Consider the following 18925-nt stretch of genomic DNA (forward strand, 5'->3'; position numbering starts at 1 on the left):
CCCTCAGCCCATGCTGCGATCGCGATAGGCGAGCAGGCGAAGCGCGTTGGCGACGACGACGAGGGTCGAGCCTTCGTGCGCCGCGACCGCCGCACCGATTCCGAGTCCGAAGATCGTCGCCGGCACGAGGACCACGACGACGCCGAGGCTGACCACCAGATTCTGGCGGATGATGCGGCGCGTCTGGCGGCTAAGTCCGATCGCGAACGGCAGATGAGCGAGGTCATCGGCCATCAGCGCGACGTCGGCGGTTTCGAGGGCAACATCGGACCCCGCGGCGCCCATCGCGATCCCGACGGTGGCGCTCGCCATCGCCGGTGCGTCATTGACGCCGTCACCGACCATGGCGACCGGCTGCTGCGCCTTGAGGTCGCGAATGGCGTCGACCTTCTGATCGGGCATCAGGTCGCCCCAGGCCTCGTCGATCCCGACCTCGGCGGCAATCGATTCCGCGACCTTCTGGTGATCGCCCGAAATCATGATCATCCGGCCGATGCCGAGCTCGCGCAGTTTGGCGATCGCGGTGCGCGCCGCTTCGCGCGGCGTGTCCATCAGACCGATCGCGCCAAGATCGCGGTCGCCCATACGAACGACCATCGTCGTGCGGCCCTGCTCGCGGAGGCCGGCGATCGCAGCCGCCACTTCGCCGCCGATCGGCGCGATGCCGTCGGCACCGAACATTTCGGCCTTGCCGATCAGGACGGTTTCGCCCTCGACCTTTGCCGTGACGCCGCGACCCGTCAGGCTGTTAAGGTCGTCCGCCACCGGTACGCGCGTCGACGTCAGCATGGCCTCGCCATCGCGCGCGATGGCAGCGGCAAGCGGATGATCGCTCAGCCGCTCGACCGCCACCGCGATCCGCAGCAGTTCCTCCTTCGGCACGCCGCTGGCCGGCAGGACGTCGGTGATGCGCGGCTTTCCTTCGGTGAGCGTTCCCGTCTTGTCGAACGCCAGCGCGGTCAGCGAGCCGAGATTTTCGAGCGGGCCACCGCCTTTGACCAGCACGCCGCCGCGCGCCGCACGCGCAACGCCCGACAGGACGGCACTCGGCGTCGCGATCGCGAGCGCGCACGGGCTTGCCGCGACAAGGACCGCCATGGCGCGATAGAAGCTGTCGCGGAACGGCTCGTCGACAACGACCCAGGCGAAGAGCAGGACGAACACAAGCGCGAGCACGCTCGGCACGAAGATGCGCTCGAACTTGTCGGTGAAGCGCTGGGTCGGCGATTTCTGCGTTTCCGCCTCGCTCACCATCTTCACGACCTTAGCGAGCGTGGTATCGGCCGCAAGACGGGTTACCGCGATCTCGATCGCGCCATAGCCGTTGATGGTGCCCGCGAAGACGCGATATTTTGCGTCGAGTGCATCGGGCTTTGCCGCGGCCTGCGCACGATCGGCCACCGGTTCCTTGTCGACGGGGACGCTCTCGCCGGTCACCGGAGCCTGATCTATCGCCGTGCGGCCAACGACGACGAAGCCGTCGGCGGGAAGACGCTCGTTGGGCTTGACGATGACGGTGTCGCCAATCGCCAGCTGCTCGACCGGGACTTCGCGAGCCGTCCCGTCGGCATCCTTCACCGTCGCGGTCTGCGGCGCCAGCTCCGCAAGCGCCTCGATTGCGCGCTTGGCGCGGCCCATGGCATAATGTTCGAGCGCATGGCCGAGGCTGAAGAGGAAGAGGAGCAGCGCGCCTTCGGCCCACGCACCAAGCGCGGCAGCGCCGGCCGCGGCGACGAGCATCAGCGTGTCGATCTCGAAGCGCTTGAGCTTCAGATTCTCGATGGCCTCGCGGACAGTGAACCAGCCACCGAAGCCATAAGCGGCAATATAGAATGCGAGCGGCACCCACTCCGGCGCCGCGGCGAGCTTCTCGATCGCAAAGCCGATGCCGAGGACGAGACCGCACAGCAGCGCGAAGATCAGCTCGGTCCGCTCGCCGAAGATGCCGCCATGATCATGGCCATGGTCGTGGCTATCCTCGCCCGTATGGCCATGTTTGTGATCTGGCCCATGCGCGTGATCCGGACCATGGTCATGGCCATCATCGCCATGTTGGTGGGCGGCTTGTGCCGGGGCAGCCGCGGCGACGACAGTCGATTTCTGAGTGACGCCCATATCCGAGAGTGTCTTTCTGATCATTTCGATGGAGGTCTCCGAGCGCTGGAACTCGGCGCGCAGCGTACCGGCGGCGCCGACTTCGGCCTCGATCACGCCCGGCATTTCGCGAAGCTTCAGTCCGATCGTCCGCGCGCGACGGGCGTGGCCGACGCCTTCGAGGTCATCCCAGAAGAGATGCTGATACTGGCCGGTGAGCTCGGCACCGGCGCTGCGCGCGAGCTGCCGCACGCGTTCGAGCGGGAGAATATCCGGACGGTAATGGATGCAGAGCTGTGGCGGCGAACCGTCGCTTGAGCGGACAACATGGACCTTGTCGACGCCTTCGCGTCCTTCGAGTTCGCTCGTCAGGCGCGCGACGCAGCGGTCGGCGGTATCGGCGACTTCGGGGAGGAGAAGCGGAATATCGAGCCGCAACTGGTCACTCATGATGCCATCCTTTTCTGTTGGCGGTCGGCAATGCGATCCGGGCGCATGTTAAACGCGCGGCAGGATGAGGTGCGGGAGCCATTGCGGGATGCGACCCGGCTCCCGCACCTCCCTGACAGCCGGAAATCCCTGCCCGTGGTGAGGGGGGCGATTGAGAGGGGCCTCCGACGGCCAGGTTTCGAATTCAAGATCATGCGCGGCGCCCGCTTGGCCGCGCGTAGCGGGACTGAACTGTCGTGCGACGGAGTTGCTGTTCGAGCGCCATGTTCGAGCGCTTGAGAAAAACGCTGCAAACCCGCCGCAGAATGGGATAGCCGAGCCATGAGAAGAGACCCGCGCATTCCAGGCGATGGGTAACCTCCACCCCTTGGCCGAGCTTTTCGAGCCGGTAGCTCTCCTCGATGACGAGCAGCCCGCGCGTGCCTGTCCGCCAGGAGAAGCCCGTCAGCCAGTCGAGGCCGGTTATCCGCCCCTCGGATGCAAATTCCGGACCCCGCTTCCCGCGCGGAGAATAGACATAGCCTACGCGCTCATCATCTCCCGGACGATCGGTGAAACGGAGCGTCGGATGCCAGTCGTCGTACCGCTCGATATCGACGAGCAGTCGCCAGACCCGCCCGATCGGGACCGGCAAGCGGAGCGAGGTGCCTACCGAGAACATCGGAGACCTCCTCGCTCGCACGAGCTGGTCCGCGACGCAGGCCGGGGACCTGCGCCGCGGTGTAGACCGGCAAGATGCCGGTCAGCTCTGAACATCGGGGGGCTCCGCGGCGGATTTCCCGCCGAGGATTTCGACCGCTTCGAGCGTGATGAGCCCGATGTCCGGTATTTCGGTCAGCTGCGCCGCAAAGTCGCGGAGCCGCTGCTCCTCGTCGATGATCTCGATCACGACCGCCCGGTCATTCTCCAGCGCATGCTTGCGGTGGAGATGCGCCGAGCGACCGAAACCGAGAACCGCTTCGAGCACCGTAACGCCTGCCAGCTTTTGCTGGCGAGCGAGTTCGGAAATGAACTCGAAGACCCGCTGATCACCGAAGAAGGCGGATTCATCGGTGTAGATGCGCAAGAGCTTGGATGCTTTTGTCATGACAGTCTCTCCCTATTCCGTGACCGGCTGGACCGCCGACTCCGCTTTTCGCTTGAGGAACTTCGGCTGCCAGTTCGCCCCGAGGACGACTTTTGCGATCGCGGGGAGAACGAGCAGCGTCAGGATGGTCGCCGCGATGAGACCGCCGATGACGGTCGTCGCGAGAGGCTTCTGCACCTCGGCACCCGTGCCGGTCGCGATCGCCATCGGCACGAAGCCGATCGCGGGCACGAAGCCGGTCATGATCACCGCACGCATCTTCTCGGTCATGCCCTCGCGGATTGCCTCCGTGAGCGGGACATCATTCTCGAGCCGTTCGCGGATCGCCGTCATGACGACGAGACCGTTGAGCACCGCGACGCCGGCAAGGCAGATGAAGCCCACCGCCGCCGACACCGAGAAGTTGATGCCCGTAAGCGCGAGAGTGAACACCCCGCCCGCGAGCCCAAGCGGCACGGCGAGGAACACGGCGGTCGCGCGCCCGAACGTGCCGAGCGCCATGTAAAGCAGGATGAAGATGCCCGCGAAGCAGAGCGGCACCACGATCGAGAGCCGCTGCGATGCGGCCTGCAGACTTTCGAACTGCCCGCCCCATTCGAGGTAATAGCCCGCCGGAAGCTTCACATTGGCGATCTTCGCCTGCGCTTCGGCCACGAAGGATCCCGCATCGCGGCCTTCGAGGTTCACCTGCACGACGACGCGCCGCTTGCCATTTTCGCGGCTGATCTGGTTGAGCCCTTCGGTCAGCCGGATCTGCGCCACCTGGGCGAGCGGTATCTGTCCGCGATTGCCGCCCTCGGAGGGCAGCAACACGGGCAGCGCGCGGATGTCGTCGAGATTGACCCGGGTCGCGTCGGGGACGCGAACCGTGATGTCGAAGCGCCTGTCGCCCTCATAGAGCAGGCCGGATTCCCGCCCGCCGAGCGCCGCCGACACCGTATCGGCAACCTCCTGTACCGAGAGACCGTAGCGCGCGATCGCATTGCGATCGAGCTTCACGTCGAGCGTCGGAGCGCCGCCCACTTGGTCGGCCTTGACGCTGCCCGCACCCGGTATGCCCTGGAGCACGCGCACCATCTCGTTCGCCGCGAGCGACATCTTGTCGAGGTCGTCCCCGTAGAGCTTGATGGCCACGTCGCCGCGAACGCCCGCGATCAGTTCGTTGAAACGAAGCTGGATCGGCTGGCTGACTTCATAAAGCTGGCCGAGCTGGCCGCCAGCGGCTTTCTCGATACGCTCGACGACATCGGCCTTCGAATCGACACCTGCCGGCCACTGATCCTGGGGTTTCAGGATCACGAAACCGTCGGAGATGTTCGGCGGCATCGGGTCGGTCGCCACCTCGGCCGTACCCGTCTTCGAAAACATCAGCTCGACTTCGGGCAGGCTCGAGATCGCCGTCTCGACGTTGCGCTGCATGACCAGAGACTGTTCGAGGCTCACCGAAGGCACGCGCGTCGAGGCAAGCGCCATATTCTTCTCGTCGAGCTGCGGAATGAATTCCGAGCCGAGCAGTCCGAACGCCGGGATCGCAAGGACGAAGAAGGCAAAGCCGCCGGCGATGAAAGCCCACGGCTTGGCGAGCGCCTTGTCGAGCAAGGGCAGGTAGCGCTCCTTCGACTTGCGGATCGCCCAGACTTCCTTCTCGGCAACCTTGCCGCGAATCATCAGCGCGACAAGCGCCGGAACCAGGGTGATCGCGAGAATGAAGGCCGCAACGAGCGCGAGCATGATGGTGATGGCCATCGGCGAGAAGGTCTTCCCCTCGACGCCCGTAAACATCAGCAACGGCGCGAAGGCCAGTAGGATGATCGCCTGGCCGAAGACGGTCGGTTTGATCATCTCCTGGCTCGCGCGCATCGTCTCCTCGAGACGTTCGCGAAGGTTGAGCAATCTCCCTTCATGCTCCTGCCGGTGCGCCAGTCTGGCGAGGCAGTTTTCGATGATGATCACCGCCCCGTCGACGATCAGACCGAAGTCGAGCGCGCCGAGGCTCATCAGGTTACCGGGGACCCGGAAGGCGTTCATGCCCATCGCCATCATCAGGAAGGAGAAGGGAATGACGAGCACCGCGATGATCGCGGCGCGCCAGTTGCCGAGCAGGAAGAAGAGCGCGGCCGCTACGAGCAGCGCGCCTTCGGTGAGGTTCTTTTCAACCGTGCCGACGGTTGCGTTCACGAGCTTGGCGCGGTCGAGTACCACCTTCACTTCGACGCCGGGCGGCAGGGTCTTCGACACCTGCGCGATCTTCGCCGAAACATCCTCCGCAACAGTGCGGCTATTCTGCCCGATCAGCATGAGCACGGTCCCGATGACCGCCTCCTTGCCGTTCATGCTGCCCGCACCGGTTCTGAGGTCGCCGCCGATCTTCACATTGGCGAGCTGTCCAACCGTCACGGGCACGCCGCCGCGCGTCGCGACGACGGCGTTGCGGATTTCGTCGACCGAGCGGACGCGTGCATCGACGCGCACGAGATAGGCCTCGCCTGCCCGGTTATAGTAGTTGGCACCGACCGCGAGGTTGGCGCGTTCAAGGGCTTCGCCCAGTTCGCTATAGGAAATGCCGTAGCTGGTGAGGCGGGTCGGATCGGGTTCGACCACGAAGGTCTTGGCATAGCCGCCGATCGAGTCGACGCCGGCGACGCCGCCGACCGACTTCAATTGCGGGCTGACGATCCAGTCCTGGACCGTGCGAAGATAGCCCGATTTGGCGATCTCGTCGGTGAGGATATCGCCCTCGGGGGTCAGATAGCTGCCGTCGGGTTGCCAACCTGGTTGGCCCGCGACCTTCTTGGCGCCCTTCCCGTCGGGATTTTTGTAGCCGACGGTGTACATGACGACCTCGCCGAGACCCGTCGTGACGGGACCGATCTGCGGCTGGGCCCCGTCGGGAAGATTCTCGCCCGCCTGGAGAAGCCGTTCGCCCACCTGCTGGCGCGCGAAATAGAGGTCGGTTTCATCGGTGAAGATTGCCGTCACCTGGCTGAAGCCGTTGCGCGAGATCGAGCGTGTCGTCTCGAGCCCCGGAATGCCGGCGAGCGAGATTTCGATCGGATAGGTTACGAGCTTCTCGATTTCGACCGGCGAGAGACGCGGATCGATCGTGTTGATTTGCACCTGCTTGTTGGTGATGTCGGGAACCGCGTCGATCGGCAGCTTGGTGAGCTGCCATACGCCGAGTCCCGCGATCACGAGGAAGAGAAAGAGTACCGCCCAGCGCGCGCGGACGGATAGCGCCATCAGTTTCGCGATCACGGTTTATTCCTCCTCGCCCGCGCCCTTGCCGAGTTCGGCCTTGAGCAGGAATGCGTTCTTGGTCGCGACGATCTGGCCCGGCTTCAGCCCGGCGAGGATTTCGACACGGCCCGCGCTGCGCTGGCCGACGGTCACCTGCTGCGCGCGGAAGCCGTCCTTCGTGCGGACGAACACCACGTCGCGGCCTTCGAGCGTCTGGAGGGCTTCGTCCGCGATCACGATACGGGCCGGCCCACCGGTTTCGGCGCCGCGGCTCGGAAGCAGCCGCACCCGGACCGCCAAGCCCGGCTGGAGCGCCCCGGGTACGTCGAGCACGGCGGTTGCCGAGCGCGTGTCGCCCGACAGGCCGGGCGTGACGGCGCGCACGCGGGCATCGATCGTCCGTCCGTCGGGAAGTTCGATGATCGCACGGTCTCCGGGCGAGAGCCGCTGGGCATCGGCCGGACCGACGGCGGCCTCGATCTGCACCTTGCTGGGATCGGCAACGCGGAACAATTCGGTTTCGGGCTGAACGAAGGCGCCAAGGCTGGCGTTCTCGGCCGTGATCCGTCCCGAGATCGGGCTTGCCACGATGACGCTGCTGCCATCGCGCGTGACCTGCGCGGCGCTCGCTGCGGCACGCGCGCGCTGCGCTTCGGCCGCGGCGGCCGCGGCTTCGGCTTGCGCCTGCTCATAGTCGACGCGCGCCGACACCTTCTGGTCGAACAGGGTCTTCTCGCGGTGGAGATTTTTCTGCGCGAGCGTCGAGCGCGCATCGGCGGCAATCCGTTCGGCCGCAATCTGGGCGGCGTCGCGGCTTTGCACGATCGCGATCGTCTCACCGGCGCTGACCGGATCGCCGAGCCGCTTGAAGAGACGGGTGACCGCGCCGCCCGCGCGGGCGGTGACGATCGCCTCGCCGCTCGGCGCGGCGGTAACGGTCGCTTGCGAGATGATTTCCGAACCGAGTCCGCCGGCGCCGATCGTCTCGACGCCGATCTCGGCGGCCTTGATCGCTTCGGGCGTGATGGCGAGGCTGCTCGGAAGGGCTTCGCTCGCCGCTTCCTTTTCGCCTTCGGCAGCCGGCGCGGCGGCCGGGTCGGCGGTGCAGCGTGCAACGCCGAAGCCCGTGACGGCAGCGAGTATCATGGCGCCCGCGACAGTGCCGAGGAGACGCTTGTCCTTGGTGATCATATTCTATCTCCGCTGTTGATGCGGTTCGCGCGCCGACCGGCGGCGCACCCCTGTTGACTTGGAAGGACGATGGCGAAGGCGCCTCCGTCCACTGGAAGGCTCGGCGCGCTCATGGCTGATGATCCGCATCGCCGTCGGCGGCTGCCTGGCGCGATAGGATGGCGCGGGCTTCGGCCCGGGCCTGGCGCGCCGCGATCAGTTCGGCCTGCGTTGCCGCATAGGCCTGCTGCGCGTCGATATATTCGACGAGCGAGGACTTGCCGGCGCGGTAGCTGAGTTCGGCGAGCCGGACACCTTCGCGCGCCTGCTCGATGCCGCTACCCTCAAGCGCCGCGAGGCGGGCCTCTGCGGCTTCGAGTTCGGCCTGCGCATTGGCGATCTCCGCCTGAGCATTGACCACTGCATTCTCGCGCCGCGCAATGGCGGCGGCGACATCGGATTTGGCTGCCGAGATGTTGCCGCGGTTGCGGTCGAAGACGGGGAGCGGCACGGAAACATTGGCGATCAATGCGCGATCGCCGGTGTCGCGAAGCTGACGCACCCCGAAGCCGACCGACGGATCGAGCCGGCCATCGGCGCGCTGCCCCTGGAGCCGCGCTTCAGCAATCAGCTTCTCGGTTTCTGCCAAGCGAACGTCGAGCGTCGCGAGCGAGTCCACCGTCTCCGGTGCCACCCACATATCGCCTTCCATCAACTCGGCAGGCGGGACCGAGCTTCCAAGGAGCGCCGCGAGCGAACGCCGGGCGGTCCTTTCTTCGGCCTCGGCCGTGCGTAGCTCGGCGGTGGCCTGAACGAGAGCCGCATTGGCGCGGAACGCACGGAGCGGCGGCTCGTTGCCGGTATCGACCATGGCCTGTGCCACGCGGACGAGTTCGCGGGCACGCGCTTCATTTTCGCGTGCGAGCGCGAGGCTATCGCGGGCCGCGAGAGCGGTCGCGAACTGGTTGCGGACATCGAGCGCAAGATCTGCGCGTGCAATCTCCAACTTGTACTTCGCGGCCAGAAACTCGGCGTCGGCGAGCGTCATGCGCGACCGGCGCCGGCCCCCGATATCGAGACGCTGATTGACCGACACGGTCGTTTCGAGACCGTTCAGGCCCGAGTAGGGGCCGGTGCCTGCGAAATTCTCGACATCGACATTGAGCGTCGGATTGTAGCGATAGCCCGCCTGACGCTGGCGACCGCGAGCGGCCTCCACTTCGGCTTCGGCGGCAACCACGCGCGGCGAGCGCGCGTCGGCTTCCTCCATCGCCTGCGCGAGGGACAATCGAGCGGGAAGCGGGCCGGTACGCACGGCCTCGCCTGCGGAAGAAGGCGGTCCCACCAGCTCCGTCGCTGCCGACTGGGCAGCGGCGGGCGCGGAATTTGAGCCTGCAACGAGCGCCACGAGACTCGCGGCGACAACTATGGATTTCATGAAAAGGAGACTCCTGACGTTTCCAGGGAGAAGCGCACGCGAAGGGCACGCGCAGACCTAGAGCGTCAGGCGATTGGAGGGCGGAACGTCCCGATATAGGCGACGGGCGGCAAGGCGGCCGTCAGGATGCGCGTATGCGCTTCAGGGGCAGGCGTTTCGGTCGCTGCCGACAGCGATTCCGCCGGGACGCCCGAATGGTGACCGTGGCAGCCATGAGCGGCGGCAGGCACCTGCTGCTTTTCGCCGGGAGAGGATTTTTTCTTGTCGACTTCGGCGCCTTCGATCGCCGGTGCGGGAACGCAGCCGGCTTCGATCACAGCAACGAAAAGGCTCGCCTCGGCCCGATCCTCGGTCGCATGTGCGAGCGACCCCGCAACCGTTCCGGATGCAAGGAGAAGGGTCAGGAGGAAGAGGATCACCCGTCGCATTGAAACCGGCCCCTAGCATCGAAACGGCGCGGTGAAAAGTAGAAGATTTTCAATCAACTTCGGCGGCACTCTTCGAACCCCCGAACCGGCTCCGTAATTTTATCTCATGGAGGTAAGAGAGCAGTGCACCTTGCCCCTCTATAGTTGCAGATGCGCCTCAAGAAACAGGATATCGGCCGAACAATCACGCGTTAAGCACAATAATTCTACAATTGTCTTTCACTCTTATTTCTATCGCTTCGCTATTGGCTCCCGCCTCCTTTGTTCGGGACGACATTCGAGCGATATGCTTCCCGTGAGACGAGGGGGTAAATCGGACGCAGAGCGGCACAGCGTCCTGCCGGAACATCAGGGCTTGACCCTGTATCTACTACAGGGTGCAAGAGCCTGCCCTGCACAAAAAAGGGGGAAAGAGGATGGTGCCGCCGACAGTAAATCCCGTGAGCATGGCCGTCATCGAGCCGCTGCTGCGCGAGCAATATCGCCTGTTTTGCGAATCACGCCGAATCGGAGATGAAGCCGCTGCGTGGCAGGCGCTGGAATGGGAACATATATTGAGCCAGCCCTATATGGGCGCGCATCTCGCCTCCCACTGGCACATGTTTCGCTATGCGATCGAGCTCGGCGATGCCCGTGAAGCTACCGGTCAGGCAATGCGGTTCCTGCTCGTCCCGCTCGGTTCGCTGACCGGCCGCCTCCCCGCAGGGAATAATGGTCGCGCGCGGGTGAGCGCCTTCGAGCCGATGCCGATGCCGCAGGCCCTCGAAGCGCTGATCGAAACGGCCCGGTCGACGGAGAGCCGCGCTGCGCGAACCGATTGATCCGGTTTTGGACTTCCGGAACGGGTCATTCGCTGTTAGGGGCGCGACCATGTCCGGCGCTACCCTTCGCCTGTTGCTTGTGTTCATCCTGCTGCTCAGCGGGCTCCACAATGCTGCGCCGGCGATGGCGGGCATGACGCACCATGCGACGGATTCGCATCTTTCGCACCATGTCGAGCCGGGCCATGCGTCGGACAAGGACACGCAAAAAGGTCAGCAGGACGCCGACCTCCACGGCAGTCACCATAATTGCCCGGTCGCATCCGATCAGGCCCTTTCGGGTCATGACGATCTGTCCTGTTTTTCCGGCGGCCTGCACTTTGCGTTGCCCGCGACGCGCCTCGCTTCGCGCGCGCTCGCACCGCCCCTGAACCCTCCCCTCGCCTGAACGCCGCCTGCCGCGCGGCCCCTTTTCGGCCTGCGCTCAGTCGAATCGTTCAGGAGTGATCATTCATGCATATCCATATGCGCGCCGCCCTGTTGGCCGGGGCTGCGCTGCTGGCGGGGTCCGTTTGGGCCCAGCCGCTAACGCTCGACCAGGCGGTCGAGCGGGCCATCGCTGCATCGCCCGAGCTTAGAGCGGGCGAAGCGGGGGTCGACGCCGCGCGCGCCGACCAGCTGCAAGCCCGCGTCCGTCCCAATCCGACCGTGTCGGTCGACATGGACAATGGCGTCGGGACGGGCGGCTATGGCCTGTTCCGGCAATCGGAACTCACCGTCACCTATTCGCAGCCGCTCGAACGCGGGGGCAAGCGCGAGGCGCGAATGGCGCTTGCCGAGCGCGGTGTCGTTCTCGCCGAGGCGCAGTGGCGGCTCGTCCGGCTCGACATCGCCCAGGAAGTGCAGCGCGCCTATATCGACGTCCAGATCGCCGAGCAGATGGTCTGGATCGCAGAGGATCGCGTCAAACTTGAAAAGGAGATGCGGACCGAAGCGATCAGGCGCGTGCGCGGCTACAAGGATCCGCTCTTCGTCGAGACGCGCGCCGATGCCCGCATTCTCGAAGCCGAACTGGCCCTGAAGGAAGCCCAGGCGAAGCGGCAGTCCGCACGCGCATTGCTCACCTCCTTCTGGGGCGGCACGCCTGACAGCCTCGTTATCGCCGAGGGGATCGAGAAACCCGATCCGCGCGATCCGCCGCTCGCCGAAGCCGACGCGGCGGTCTTCGACGCCGCCGTCGACCGGGCCCGCGCGCAGGTCGTCGTCGAGCAGAGCCGTGCGCACCAAGACTATACGGTCTCGGGCGGCACGCGCTTTCTTCGCGAGACCAATGATGTCGCCGTTCTTGGCGGCATCTCGATCCCGCTCGGACGGTTCGACCGCAACCAGGGCAATATCGCCCGGGCGCAGGCCGAACGGCGGCAGCTCGAGTTCCAATCCGAAGCGAGCCGGCTCGAGCGGCTGCGGCGCCTCGCGTCGCTGCGCGCCGATGCCGACGCCGCACGCGTCCGGGCCGAGGGCATCATGAACGACGTCTATCCCAAGGCGGTGAAGACGCTCGGCCAGGTGCGCGAAGGCTATGCCCGCGGCGGGTTCCTGTTCGCCGACGTACAGGATGCCGCCGACGTCATCATCCAGATCCAGGGTCAGTGGGCCGAGGCCATGACACGCTACCGCGATTTGCTCGCGGAGATCGATCGCCTGACCGGCCGCTTCGATGCGGCTCCCCTTGCGGAGAATATTCCATGAAGAAGTTTCCATTTCCCGCCGCGGCTGCGGCGCTGTTCCTTGCTGTGCCTCTCGCTGCCTGCGGTGGCGGAGCCGAGGGCGAAGACAAGCATGAAGAAGGCGAAAGCCACGCTGAGGGCGAAGGCGAGGAAGATGCCAAAGGCCCGAACGGTGGCAAATTGCTCAAGAATGGCGATTTCGCGGTCGAGGTCATAATCTTCGAGAATGGCACCGAGCCGCAATTCCGCGTTTTCGCAACGCGGGACGGCAAACCGGTCGACCCGAAGGATGTCCAGCTCGCCATCACCCTCACGCGGCTTGGCGGCGACGTCGATCGCTTCACCTTCCGCCCGCAGGGCAAATTCCTCGCAGGGCAAGGTGTCGTCACCGAACCGCACAGCTTCGACGTCGAGGTTGTCGCGGTGACGGGCGGCAAGCGGCACGTTTGGAAATATGCGAACCCCGAAGGGCGCACGCGGATCGGGGCTGACGCCGCCAAGGCCGGAGGCATCGAAACCGCGGTCGTCGGACCGGCGACGGTGGGCGAAATGCGCGAACTCTACGGCACCGTCCAACTGTCGCCGACCGCCCGCTCCGAAATTCGCGGCCAGTTCCCCGGCCGCGTCGTCTCGGTGACCAAGGCGGTGGGCGACAGCGTCCGCCGTGGGGAACTGCTCGCGCGCATCGAGTCGAGCGAGAGCCTCCAGGTCTATCCGGTATATGCGACGGTCGGCGGCGTGATCGCCGAGCGCAACGCCAACCCCGGCGACGTCACCGACGGGCGCGCACTCTATGTGGTCACCGACCCGGCGCAGACCACGGTCGTCTTCAACATCTTCCCCCGCGACCTCGCGATCATACGTCCGGGCATGCGGGTGACGGTGGAGACGCAGGACGGCGCCGAAATCGCGACCGCGCCGCTCGGGCAGTTCCTGCCCGACGGCAATGTCGAGGCGGGCACTGCGCTCATCCGCGCGACCATCCCGAACCGCTCGGGAACGCTCCGCCCTGGCATGGCCTTGCGCGGCCGCGTGATGGTCAACCCCGTCACCGTGCCGCTTGCCGTGCGCACCGAGGCGATCCAGCCCTTCCGCGACTTCAAGGTGGTCTATGCCAATTTCGGGCAGGACTATGAGGTCCGGATGCTGAAGCTCGGCCGTTCGTCGCCCGAATGGACCGAGGTCCTGTCGGGCATCAAGCCCGGCACCGCCTATGTCACCAAGGGCAGTTTCCTCGTTCGCGCCGACATCGAAAAGTCCGGCGCGGGCCACGACCATTGATCGGGGAGCAGGATAACATGCTAGCCAGAACCATAGGCTTTTCGATCCGGCAACGATGGCTCGTCCTCGCGGTGGTCGCGCTCCTCTGCGCGATCGGCGCGTGGAGCGCGACCAAATTGCCCATCGACGCCGTTCCCGACATCACCAACGTCCAGGTCCAGATCAACACCAAGGCGGAAGGCTATTCGCCGCTCGAGTCCGAGCAGCGCATCACCTATCCGATCGAGACCGCGATCGCGGGCATCCCGAACCTCAACTATACCAGGTCGATCTCGCGCTATGGCCTGAGCCAGGTCACTGTCGTCTTCGAGGACGGGACCGACATCTATTTCGCGCGCCAGCAGGTCAACGAGCGGCTCCAGGCCGCGCGCGGCCAGCTTCCGCCCGGGATGGAGCCCGAAATGGGCCCGATCTCGACGGGCCTCGGCGAAATCTTCATGTTCTCGATCGAGGCCGAACCGGGCGCGCGAAAACCCGACGGCACGCCTTATACGGCGGAAGACCTCCGGACGATGTCCGATTGGGTCATCCGGCCGCAGATGCGCACGATTCCGGGGGTCGCCGAGATCAACACGATCGGCGGCTATGCCCGCCAATATCATGTGACACCCAACCCGGCCTCGCTCGCCTCGCTCAATCTCTCGCTCAACGATGTCGTCACCGCACTCGAGGCCAATAATGCCAACCGCGGGGCCGGTTATGTCGAGCGCAGCGGCGAACAGATTCTGATCCGCGTGCCGGGTCAGGCCAATAATGAGCGTGACCTGTCGCAGATCATCGTCACCACCCGCGGCGGGGTTCCGATCCGGATCGCCGACGTCGCCGATGTCGCGATCGGCTCGGGGCTCCGCACAGGCGCCGCAACCGAAAATGGCAAGGAAGTCGTCCTCGCGACGGTCTCGATGCTGATCGGCGAGAATCCGCGCGTGGTGGCGCAGGCCTCGGCCGAACGCCTCGTCGAAGCCTCGCGTGCGTTGCCGAAGGGTGTCGTTGCCAAGCCGCTCTACGATCGCACCGCGCTCGTCGAGCGGACGATTTCGACGGTGCAGAAGAATCTCGCCGAGGGCGCGCTGCTCGTCATCGTGATCCTGTTCCTGCTGCTCGGCAATTTCCGGGCCGCGCTGATCACGGCGGCGGTCATTCCGGTCGCGATGCTGATGACGCTGACGGGCATGCTCCAGACGCGGACATCGGCAAACCTCATGAGCCTCGGGGCGCTCGACTTCGGCCTCATCGTCGACGGGGCCGTCATCATCGTCGAGAACTGCCTCCGCCGGCTCGGCGAGGCTCAGCACAGGCTCGGACGCCTGCTCGACCGCGACGAGCGCTTCGGCCTAGTCGCTTCCGCAAGCGCAGAAGTGATCAAGCCGAGCATCTTCGGCATTATTATCATCACCGCAGTCTATCTGCCGATCTTCGCGCTCGAGGGCGTCGAGGGCAAAACCTTCCATCCGATGGCGATCACCGTCGTCCTCGCGCTTACCGCCGCTCTGCTGCTGTCGCTCACCCTGGTTCCGGCCGCGGTGGCGCTGTTCGTGACCGGCAAGGTCGAAGAAAAGGAAAATTGGCTGATGCGCGGGCTCGGCAAGGGCTACCGCCCGATGCTCGACCGCGTCCTCAATTGGCCGAAGGCTGCGCTGGCTGGTGCTTTGGCGCTTGTCGCGCTGAGCGGCGTGGCGGCGACCAGTCTCGGGTCCGAGTTCATCCCGGACCTCGACGAAGGCGATATCGCGATGCACGCGATGCGCATTCCGGGGACGAGCCTCACCCAGTCGATCGCGATGCAGGAGGCGCTGGAGAAGAGGATCAGGCAGTTCCCCGAAGTCGAGCGGGTGTTCGCGAAGATCGGCACTCCCGAGGTAGCGACCGATCCGATGCCCCCGTCGGTCGCCGATAATTTCATCATGCTCAAGGACCGGAAGGAATGGCCCAATCCGAGAAAGACGCGCGACCAGCTCGTTGCCGAACTCAACAAGGCGGCGAACGAGGTGCCAGGGAACAATTATGAGTTCACCCAGCCGGTGAAGATGCGCATGAACGAGCTGATCGCCGGCGTTCGCGCCGACGTGGCGATCAAGTTGTTCGGCGACGACCTCGATCAATTGCTCGAATCGGGGCAGGCGATCGAGGAAGTCGCGGGCGGGATTGCGGGCGCGCAGGACGTGAAGCTCGAACAGGTCACCGGCCTGCCGATGCTCTCGGTCACGCCCGATCGCGACAAGCTCGCGCGCTACGGTGTCAGCATGGAAACGGTGCAGGATGCGGTTTCGACAGCGACCGGCGGCCGTCAGGCCGGCGAGCTTTTCGAGGGTGACCGCCGCTTCGACGTCATCGTCCGGCTTCCCGAGGCCATTCGCACCGATCTCGCGTCGCTCGGCAATCTCCCCGTTGCACTTCCGGCCGGCGGCTTCGTGCCGCTTTCGGAGCTGGCGGAGATATCGCTCGCGGCGGGGCCGAACCAGATCAGCCGCGAAAATGGCAAGCGCCGCGCGGTGATCACGGCGAATGTTCGTGGGCGCGATCTGGGCTCGTTCATCGACGAGCTCACGCAAAAGGTCGAAGCTGAGGTCGTGCTGCCCGATGGTTACTACATCGAATATGGCGGCACATTCGAGCAGCTTCAGTCCGCGACCGAGCGCCTCCAGATCGTCGTGCCGCTGGTGCTGCTGCTGATCTTCGGGCTGCTGTTCATGCTGTTCGGCACGGTGCGCGATGCTGCGATCGTCTTCTCGGGCGTGCCTCTGGCGCTGACGGGCGGGGTCGCGGCGCTGGCGCTGCGCGACATTCCGTTATCGATCTCGGCGGGCGTCGGCTTCATCGCTTTGTCCGGGGTCGCGGTGCTGAACGGCGTGGTGATGCTATCCTTCATCAAGGATCTGCGCGAACGCGGAAAAGCGCTCGTCGAGGCGATCCGCGAAGGCGCGCTGACCCGCCTCAGACCGGTGATGATGACGGCGCTGGTGGCGTCGCTCGGGTTCGTACCGATGGCGCTCAATGTCGGGGCTGGGTCCGAGGTGCAGCGGCCGCTGGCAACTGTCGTCATCGGCGGGATCATCTCGTCGACGATCCTGACTTTGCTCGTGCTGCCGGCCCTGTACCTCCTGGTCCATCGACGGACCGCGAAGGCCGAAGAGGAAGAGCTGGCGCGCCCGAGCAGCGTCCCCAGCCCCGAAGGCTGAGACACTCCCGGATGGCCGCCATTCCCCCCTGTCGGCGGCAACCGAGAGTGCTGACTGGGGCGGAACCCAAGCGGGTTCCGCCTCCTTTTAGGGATGGTGAGGATTGAGGAGCTTGCAATGAATGAAAAAGCATCCGGGAGCGAACGCGAAAAGCGAACGCTCCAGATCGTTCTCGTCCTGAACTCGGCTATCGCGATCGCCTTCCTCGTAACCGGCGGGCTCGGCGATTCGAGCGCGCTCATCGCCAATGGGCTCGACAATCTGTCCGACGCCGCGGTCTATGCCTTGAGCCTCGTTGCGCTCAGCCACGGCCTGAAATGGAAAACCCGTGCTGCCACGGCATCGGGTGTCATGCTGCTGGTCTTCGCGGCCGGCGTCCTGTTCGATGTAGGACGGCGCTATTTCGAAGGCAGCGAACCGATCGGTCCGACAATGATGATCATGTCGGCCGTCGCTGCGGTGGTGAACTATGCTTGTCTGAAGCTCTTGCAGCGCATTCAGGATCCGGACGTCAACCTCAGAGCCGCGACAACCTTCAGCTACAACGACTTCATCTCGAACGGCGGCATCCTGATCGCGGGTGTCCTCGTCTGGTGGCTCGGTACGAACTGGCCGGACCTTCTGGTTGGATTTGCGACTGCGCTGATCGCGATCAAGGGCGGCATCGAAATCCTTCGCGACGCCCGCCAAGAGGCCAAACAGCAGAAAGATTAGAGCATGTGAGGCGTGTCGGATCGGCGGAAGAATGTTCGGACCTCTGCGAACAACGTCGCCGATCCTGCCCTAGAGGCACCCGACAGCTCGCTCCCATCATATTACGTCCTTATTACGCGAGGCAAAAATCGAGCCCACGTAACGACGCGTATTACGCCGCCATTCGGCGTAAGTGTCTGAAATTGTTAGGAAAACTGGAGCGGGCGAAGGGATTCGAACCCTCGACCCCAACCTTGGCAAGGTTGTGCTCTACCCCTGAGCTACGCCCGCTCTGGCGGCTGGCGACCGGGTGGGTGCCAGCGGGTGAGGCGGGCGATTAGCACCGGCTTTTGGAGTCGGCAAGCCCTGTTTGCGCTTTTCCCGCCCGCGAGGCGCGAAGGGTTGGCATTGGCGGCGCAATTCCCACATAAGCGGGCGAAGCGCACAGCAAGGGAGCAATCACATCGTGGCCACTCTGGGTCTGAACCCGCAGGAAAAGGAAGCGGTCGAAGCCTTTCGCAGCGAGGTCGTCGAGCCGTCGATGACGAAACTCGTCATCCTCGATTTCTGGGCCGAATGGTGCGGGCCGTGCAAGCAGCTCGCGCCGGTCCTCGAAAAGGTCGCCGCCGACTATGCCGACAAGGGCGTCGTGCTCGCCAAGGTCGACGTCGACGCGAATCGCTTCATCGCGGGCCAGTTCCAGGTCCAGTCGATCCCGACCATCTATGCGATCTTCCAGGGGCAGCCGGTCGCCAACCTGACCAACGCCCGGACCGAAAGCCAGTTGAAGGCCATCCTCGACCAGCTTCTCGCGCAATTGCCGATCGAGAGCGAGGCGAGCGCCCGCGCGGTCGAGATCGCGCCGCTGATCGAGATGGGCGAGAGCGTGCTCGCCGAGGGCGATGCGCCGCGCGCCGCGAGCATCTTCACCCAGATCCTCGACATGGCGCCCGACGAGCCCCATGCGCACGGCGGGCTGATCCGCGCGCTGCTCGCGGCGGGCGAGGCCGATGCGGCGCAGGCGGCGTTGGACGCGGTGCCCGAGGCGATCGCGGGCGACCCCGCGATCGCGCAGGCGAAGAGCGCGGTGGCGCTTGCCGCCGATGCCCCCGATGCCGGCGAGCTCGCGGCGCTCGAAGCCGCGGTCGCGGCGGACGGCGACAACCATCAGGCGCGCTTCGACCTCGCCGTGGCAGAGATCGGCGCGGGACAGCGCGACGCCGCCACCGACAATCTGCTCCGCATCGTCGAAGCCGACCGCGAATGGCACGAGGGCGCCGCGCGCGCCAAGCTGCTCGAACTGTTCGAGGCGGTCGGGCTCGAGGATCCGTGGGTCGCGGCGCAGCGCCGCCGCCTGTCGCTGATCCTGTTCGGCTGAAC

General features: G+C 65.4%; 14 protein-coding genes and 1 tRNA gene. 7 read left to right on the forward strand and 8 right to left on the reverse strand.

Annotation, left to right across the window (positions count from 1 at the left end):
• Positions 1-3 precede the first annotated feature (3 nt).
• The 7 genes from ACOTSS_RS15925 to ACOTSS_RS15955 form a co-directional block, all read right to left on the reverse strand.
• A complete protein-coding gene (locus ACOTSS_RS15925) occupies positions 4-2544 on the reverse strand; it encodes a heavy metal translocating P-type ATPase (protein ID WP_448688980.1) in 2541 nt (846 codons plus the stop codon).
• 190 nt (positions 2545-2734) lie between these two features.
• Complete coding sequence (locus tag ACOTSS_RS15930; protein WP_003046490.1) at positions 2735-3205, reverse strand: SRPBCC family protein; 471 nt, start codon at positions 3203-3205, stop codon at positions 2735-2737.
• 81 nt (positions 3206-3286) lie between these two features.
• Positions 3287-3631 (reverse strand): DUF190 domain-containing protein, encoded by a 345-nt coding sequence (locus ACOTSS_RS15935; RefSeq protein ID WP_003046493.1) that lies wholly within the window; start codon positions 3629-3631, stop codon positions 3287-3289.
• A 12-nt stretch (positions 3632-3643) separates the two neighbouring features.
• Positions 3644-6886 (reverse strand): efflux RND transporter permease subunit, encoded by a 3243-nt coding sequence (locus tag ACOTSS_RS15940; RefSeq protein WP_003046495.1) that lies wholly within the window; start codon positions 6884-6886, stop codon positions 3644-3646.
• A gap of 3 nt (positions 6887-6889) precedes the next feature.
• A complete protein-coding gene (locus tag ACOTSS_RS15945; RefSeq protein ID WP_003046498.1) occupies positions 6890-8059 on the reverse strand; it encodes an efflux RND transporter periplasmic adaptor subunit in 1170 nt (389 codons plus the stop codon).
• Between the two features lie 109 nt (positions 8060-8168).
• Positions 8169-9446, reverse strand: a complete 1278-nt coding sequence (locus ACOTSS_RS15950) for a TolC family protein (protein ID WP_448688981.1) — start codon at positions 9444-9446, stop codon at positions 8169-8171.
• A 95-nt stretch (positions 9447-9541) separates the two neighbouring features.
• Positions 9542-9904 (reverse strand): hypothetical protein, encoded by a 363-nt coding sequence (locus ACOTSS_RS15955; RefSeq protein ID WP_003046504.1) that lies wholly within the window; start codon positions 9902-9904, stop codon positions 9542-9544.
• 446 nt (positions 9905-10350) lie between these two features.
• On the opposite strand from ACOTSS_RS15955, the gene ACOTSS_RS15960 reads away from it, so the two are divergent.
• From ACOTSS_RS15960 to ACOTSS_RS15985, 6 genes are all read left to right on the forward strand, one after another.
• A complete protein-coding gene (locus ACOTSS_RS15960) occupies positions 10351-10725 on the forward strand; it encodes a DUF3703 domain-containing protein (protein ID WP_037553271.1) in 375 nt (124 codons plus the stop codon).
• A gap of 49 nt (positions 10726-10774) precedes the next feature.
• Positions 10775-11113, forward strand: coding sequence for a hypothetical protein (locus tag ACOTSS_RS15965; RefSeq protein WP_003046510.1), 339 nt, complete (start codon positions 10775-10777; stop codon positions 11111-11113).
• Positions 11114-11178: 65 nt separating this feature from the next.
• Positions 11179-12414, forward strand: coding sequence for a TolC family protein (locus ACOTSS_RS15970; protein WP_003046513.1), 1236 nt, complete (start codon positions 11179-11181; stop codon positions 12412-12414).
• Entirely contained in the window at positions 12411-13673 is a 1263-nt protein-coding gene (locus ACOTSS_RS15975) for an efflux RND transporter periplasmic adaptor subunit (RefSeq protein WP_003046516.1), read from the forward strand. The genes ACOTSS_RS15970 and ACOTSS_RS15975 overlap by 4 nt, the downstream gene beginning before the upstream one ends.
• Before the next feature lie 17 nt (positions 13674-13690).
• The gene (locus ACOTSS_RS15980; protein WP_037553392.1) at positions 13691-16852 is read left to right on the forward strand and encodes an efflux RND transporter permease subunit; all 3162 of its coding nucleotides are present in this window, start codon (positions 13691-13693) and stop codon (positions 16850-16852) included.
• 117 nt (positions 16853-16969) lie between these two features.
• On the forward strand, positions 16970-17566 hold the full coding sequence (locus ACOTSS_RS15985) for a cation transporter (protein WP_003046522.1): 597 nt from the start codon (positions 16970-16972) through the stop codon (positions 17564-17566).
• A 195-nt stretch (positions 17567-17761) separates the two neighbouring features.
• On the opposite strand, the gene ACOTSS_RS15990 is transcribed toward ACOTSS_RS15985, so the two are convergent.
• A tRNA-Gly gene (locus ACOTSS_RS15990) sits at positions 17762-17836 on the reverse strand.
• Between the two features lie 175 nt (positions 17837-18011).
• Between ACOTSS_RS15990 and ACOTSS_RS15995 the strand changes: the two genes are divergently transcribed.
• Complete coding sequence (locus ACOTSS_RS15995; protein WP_448688982.1) at positions 18012-18923, forward strand: tetratricopeptide repeat protein; 912 nt, start codon at positions 18012-18014, stop codon at positions 18921-18923.
• The last annotated feature ends 2 nt before the right edge of the window (positions 18924-18925 follow it).

Source organism: Sphingopyxis sp. NJF-3 (genome assembly GCF_053514865.1).

Excerpts from the sequence above, each read along its gene's own strand:
- ACOTSS_RS15925 (WP_448688980.1), bottom strand. The coding sequence starts at position 2,544 with ATGAGTGACCAGTTGCGGCTCGATATTCCGCTTCTCCTCCCCGAAGTC.
- ACOTSS_RS15930 (WP_003046490.1), bottom strand. The coding sequence starts at position 3,205 with ATGTTCTCGGTAGGCACCTCGCTCCGCTTGCCGGTCCCGATCGGGCGG.
- ACOTSS_RS15935 (WP_003046493.1), bottom strand. The coding sequence starts at position 3,631 with ATGACAAAAGCATCCAAGCTCTTGCGCATCTACACCGATGAATCCGCC.
- ACOTSS_RS15945 (WP_003046498.1), bottom strand. The coding sequence starts at position 8,059 with ATGATCACCAAGGACAAGCGTCTCCTCGGCACTGTCGCGGGCGCCATG.
- ACOTSS_RS15955 (WP_003046504.1), bottom strand. The coding sequence starts at position 9,904 with ATGCGACGGGTGATCCTCTTCCTCCTGACCCTTCTCCTTGCATCCGGA.
- ACOTSS_RS15960 (WP_037553271.1), top strand. The coding sequence starts at position 10,351 with ATGGCCGTCATCGAGCCGCTGCTGCGCGAGCAATATCGCCTGTTTTGC.
- ACOTSS_RS15965 (WP_003046510.1), top strand. The coding sequence starts at position 10,775 with ATGTCCGGCGCTACCCTTCGCCTGTTGCTTGTGTTCATCCTGCTGCTC.
- ACOTSS_RS15970 (WP_003046513.1), top strand. The coding sequence starts at position 11,179 with ATGCATATCCATATGCGCGCCGCCCTGTTGGCCGGGGCTGCGCTGCTG.
- ACOTSS_RS15975 (WP_003046516.1), top strand. The coding sequence starts at position 12,411 with ATGAAGAAGTTTCCATTTCCCGCCGCGGCTGCGGCGCTGTTCCTTGCT.
- ACOTSS_RS15980 (WP_037553392.1), top strand. The coding sequence starts at position 13,691 with ATGCTAGCCAGAACCATAGGCTTTTCGATCCGGCAACGATGGCTCGTC.
- ACOTSS_RS15985 (WP_003046522.1), top strand. The coding sequence starts at position 16,970 with ATGAATGAAAAAGCATCCGGGAGCGAACGCGAAAAGCGAACGCTCCAG.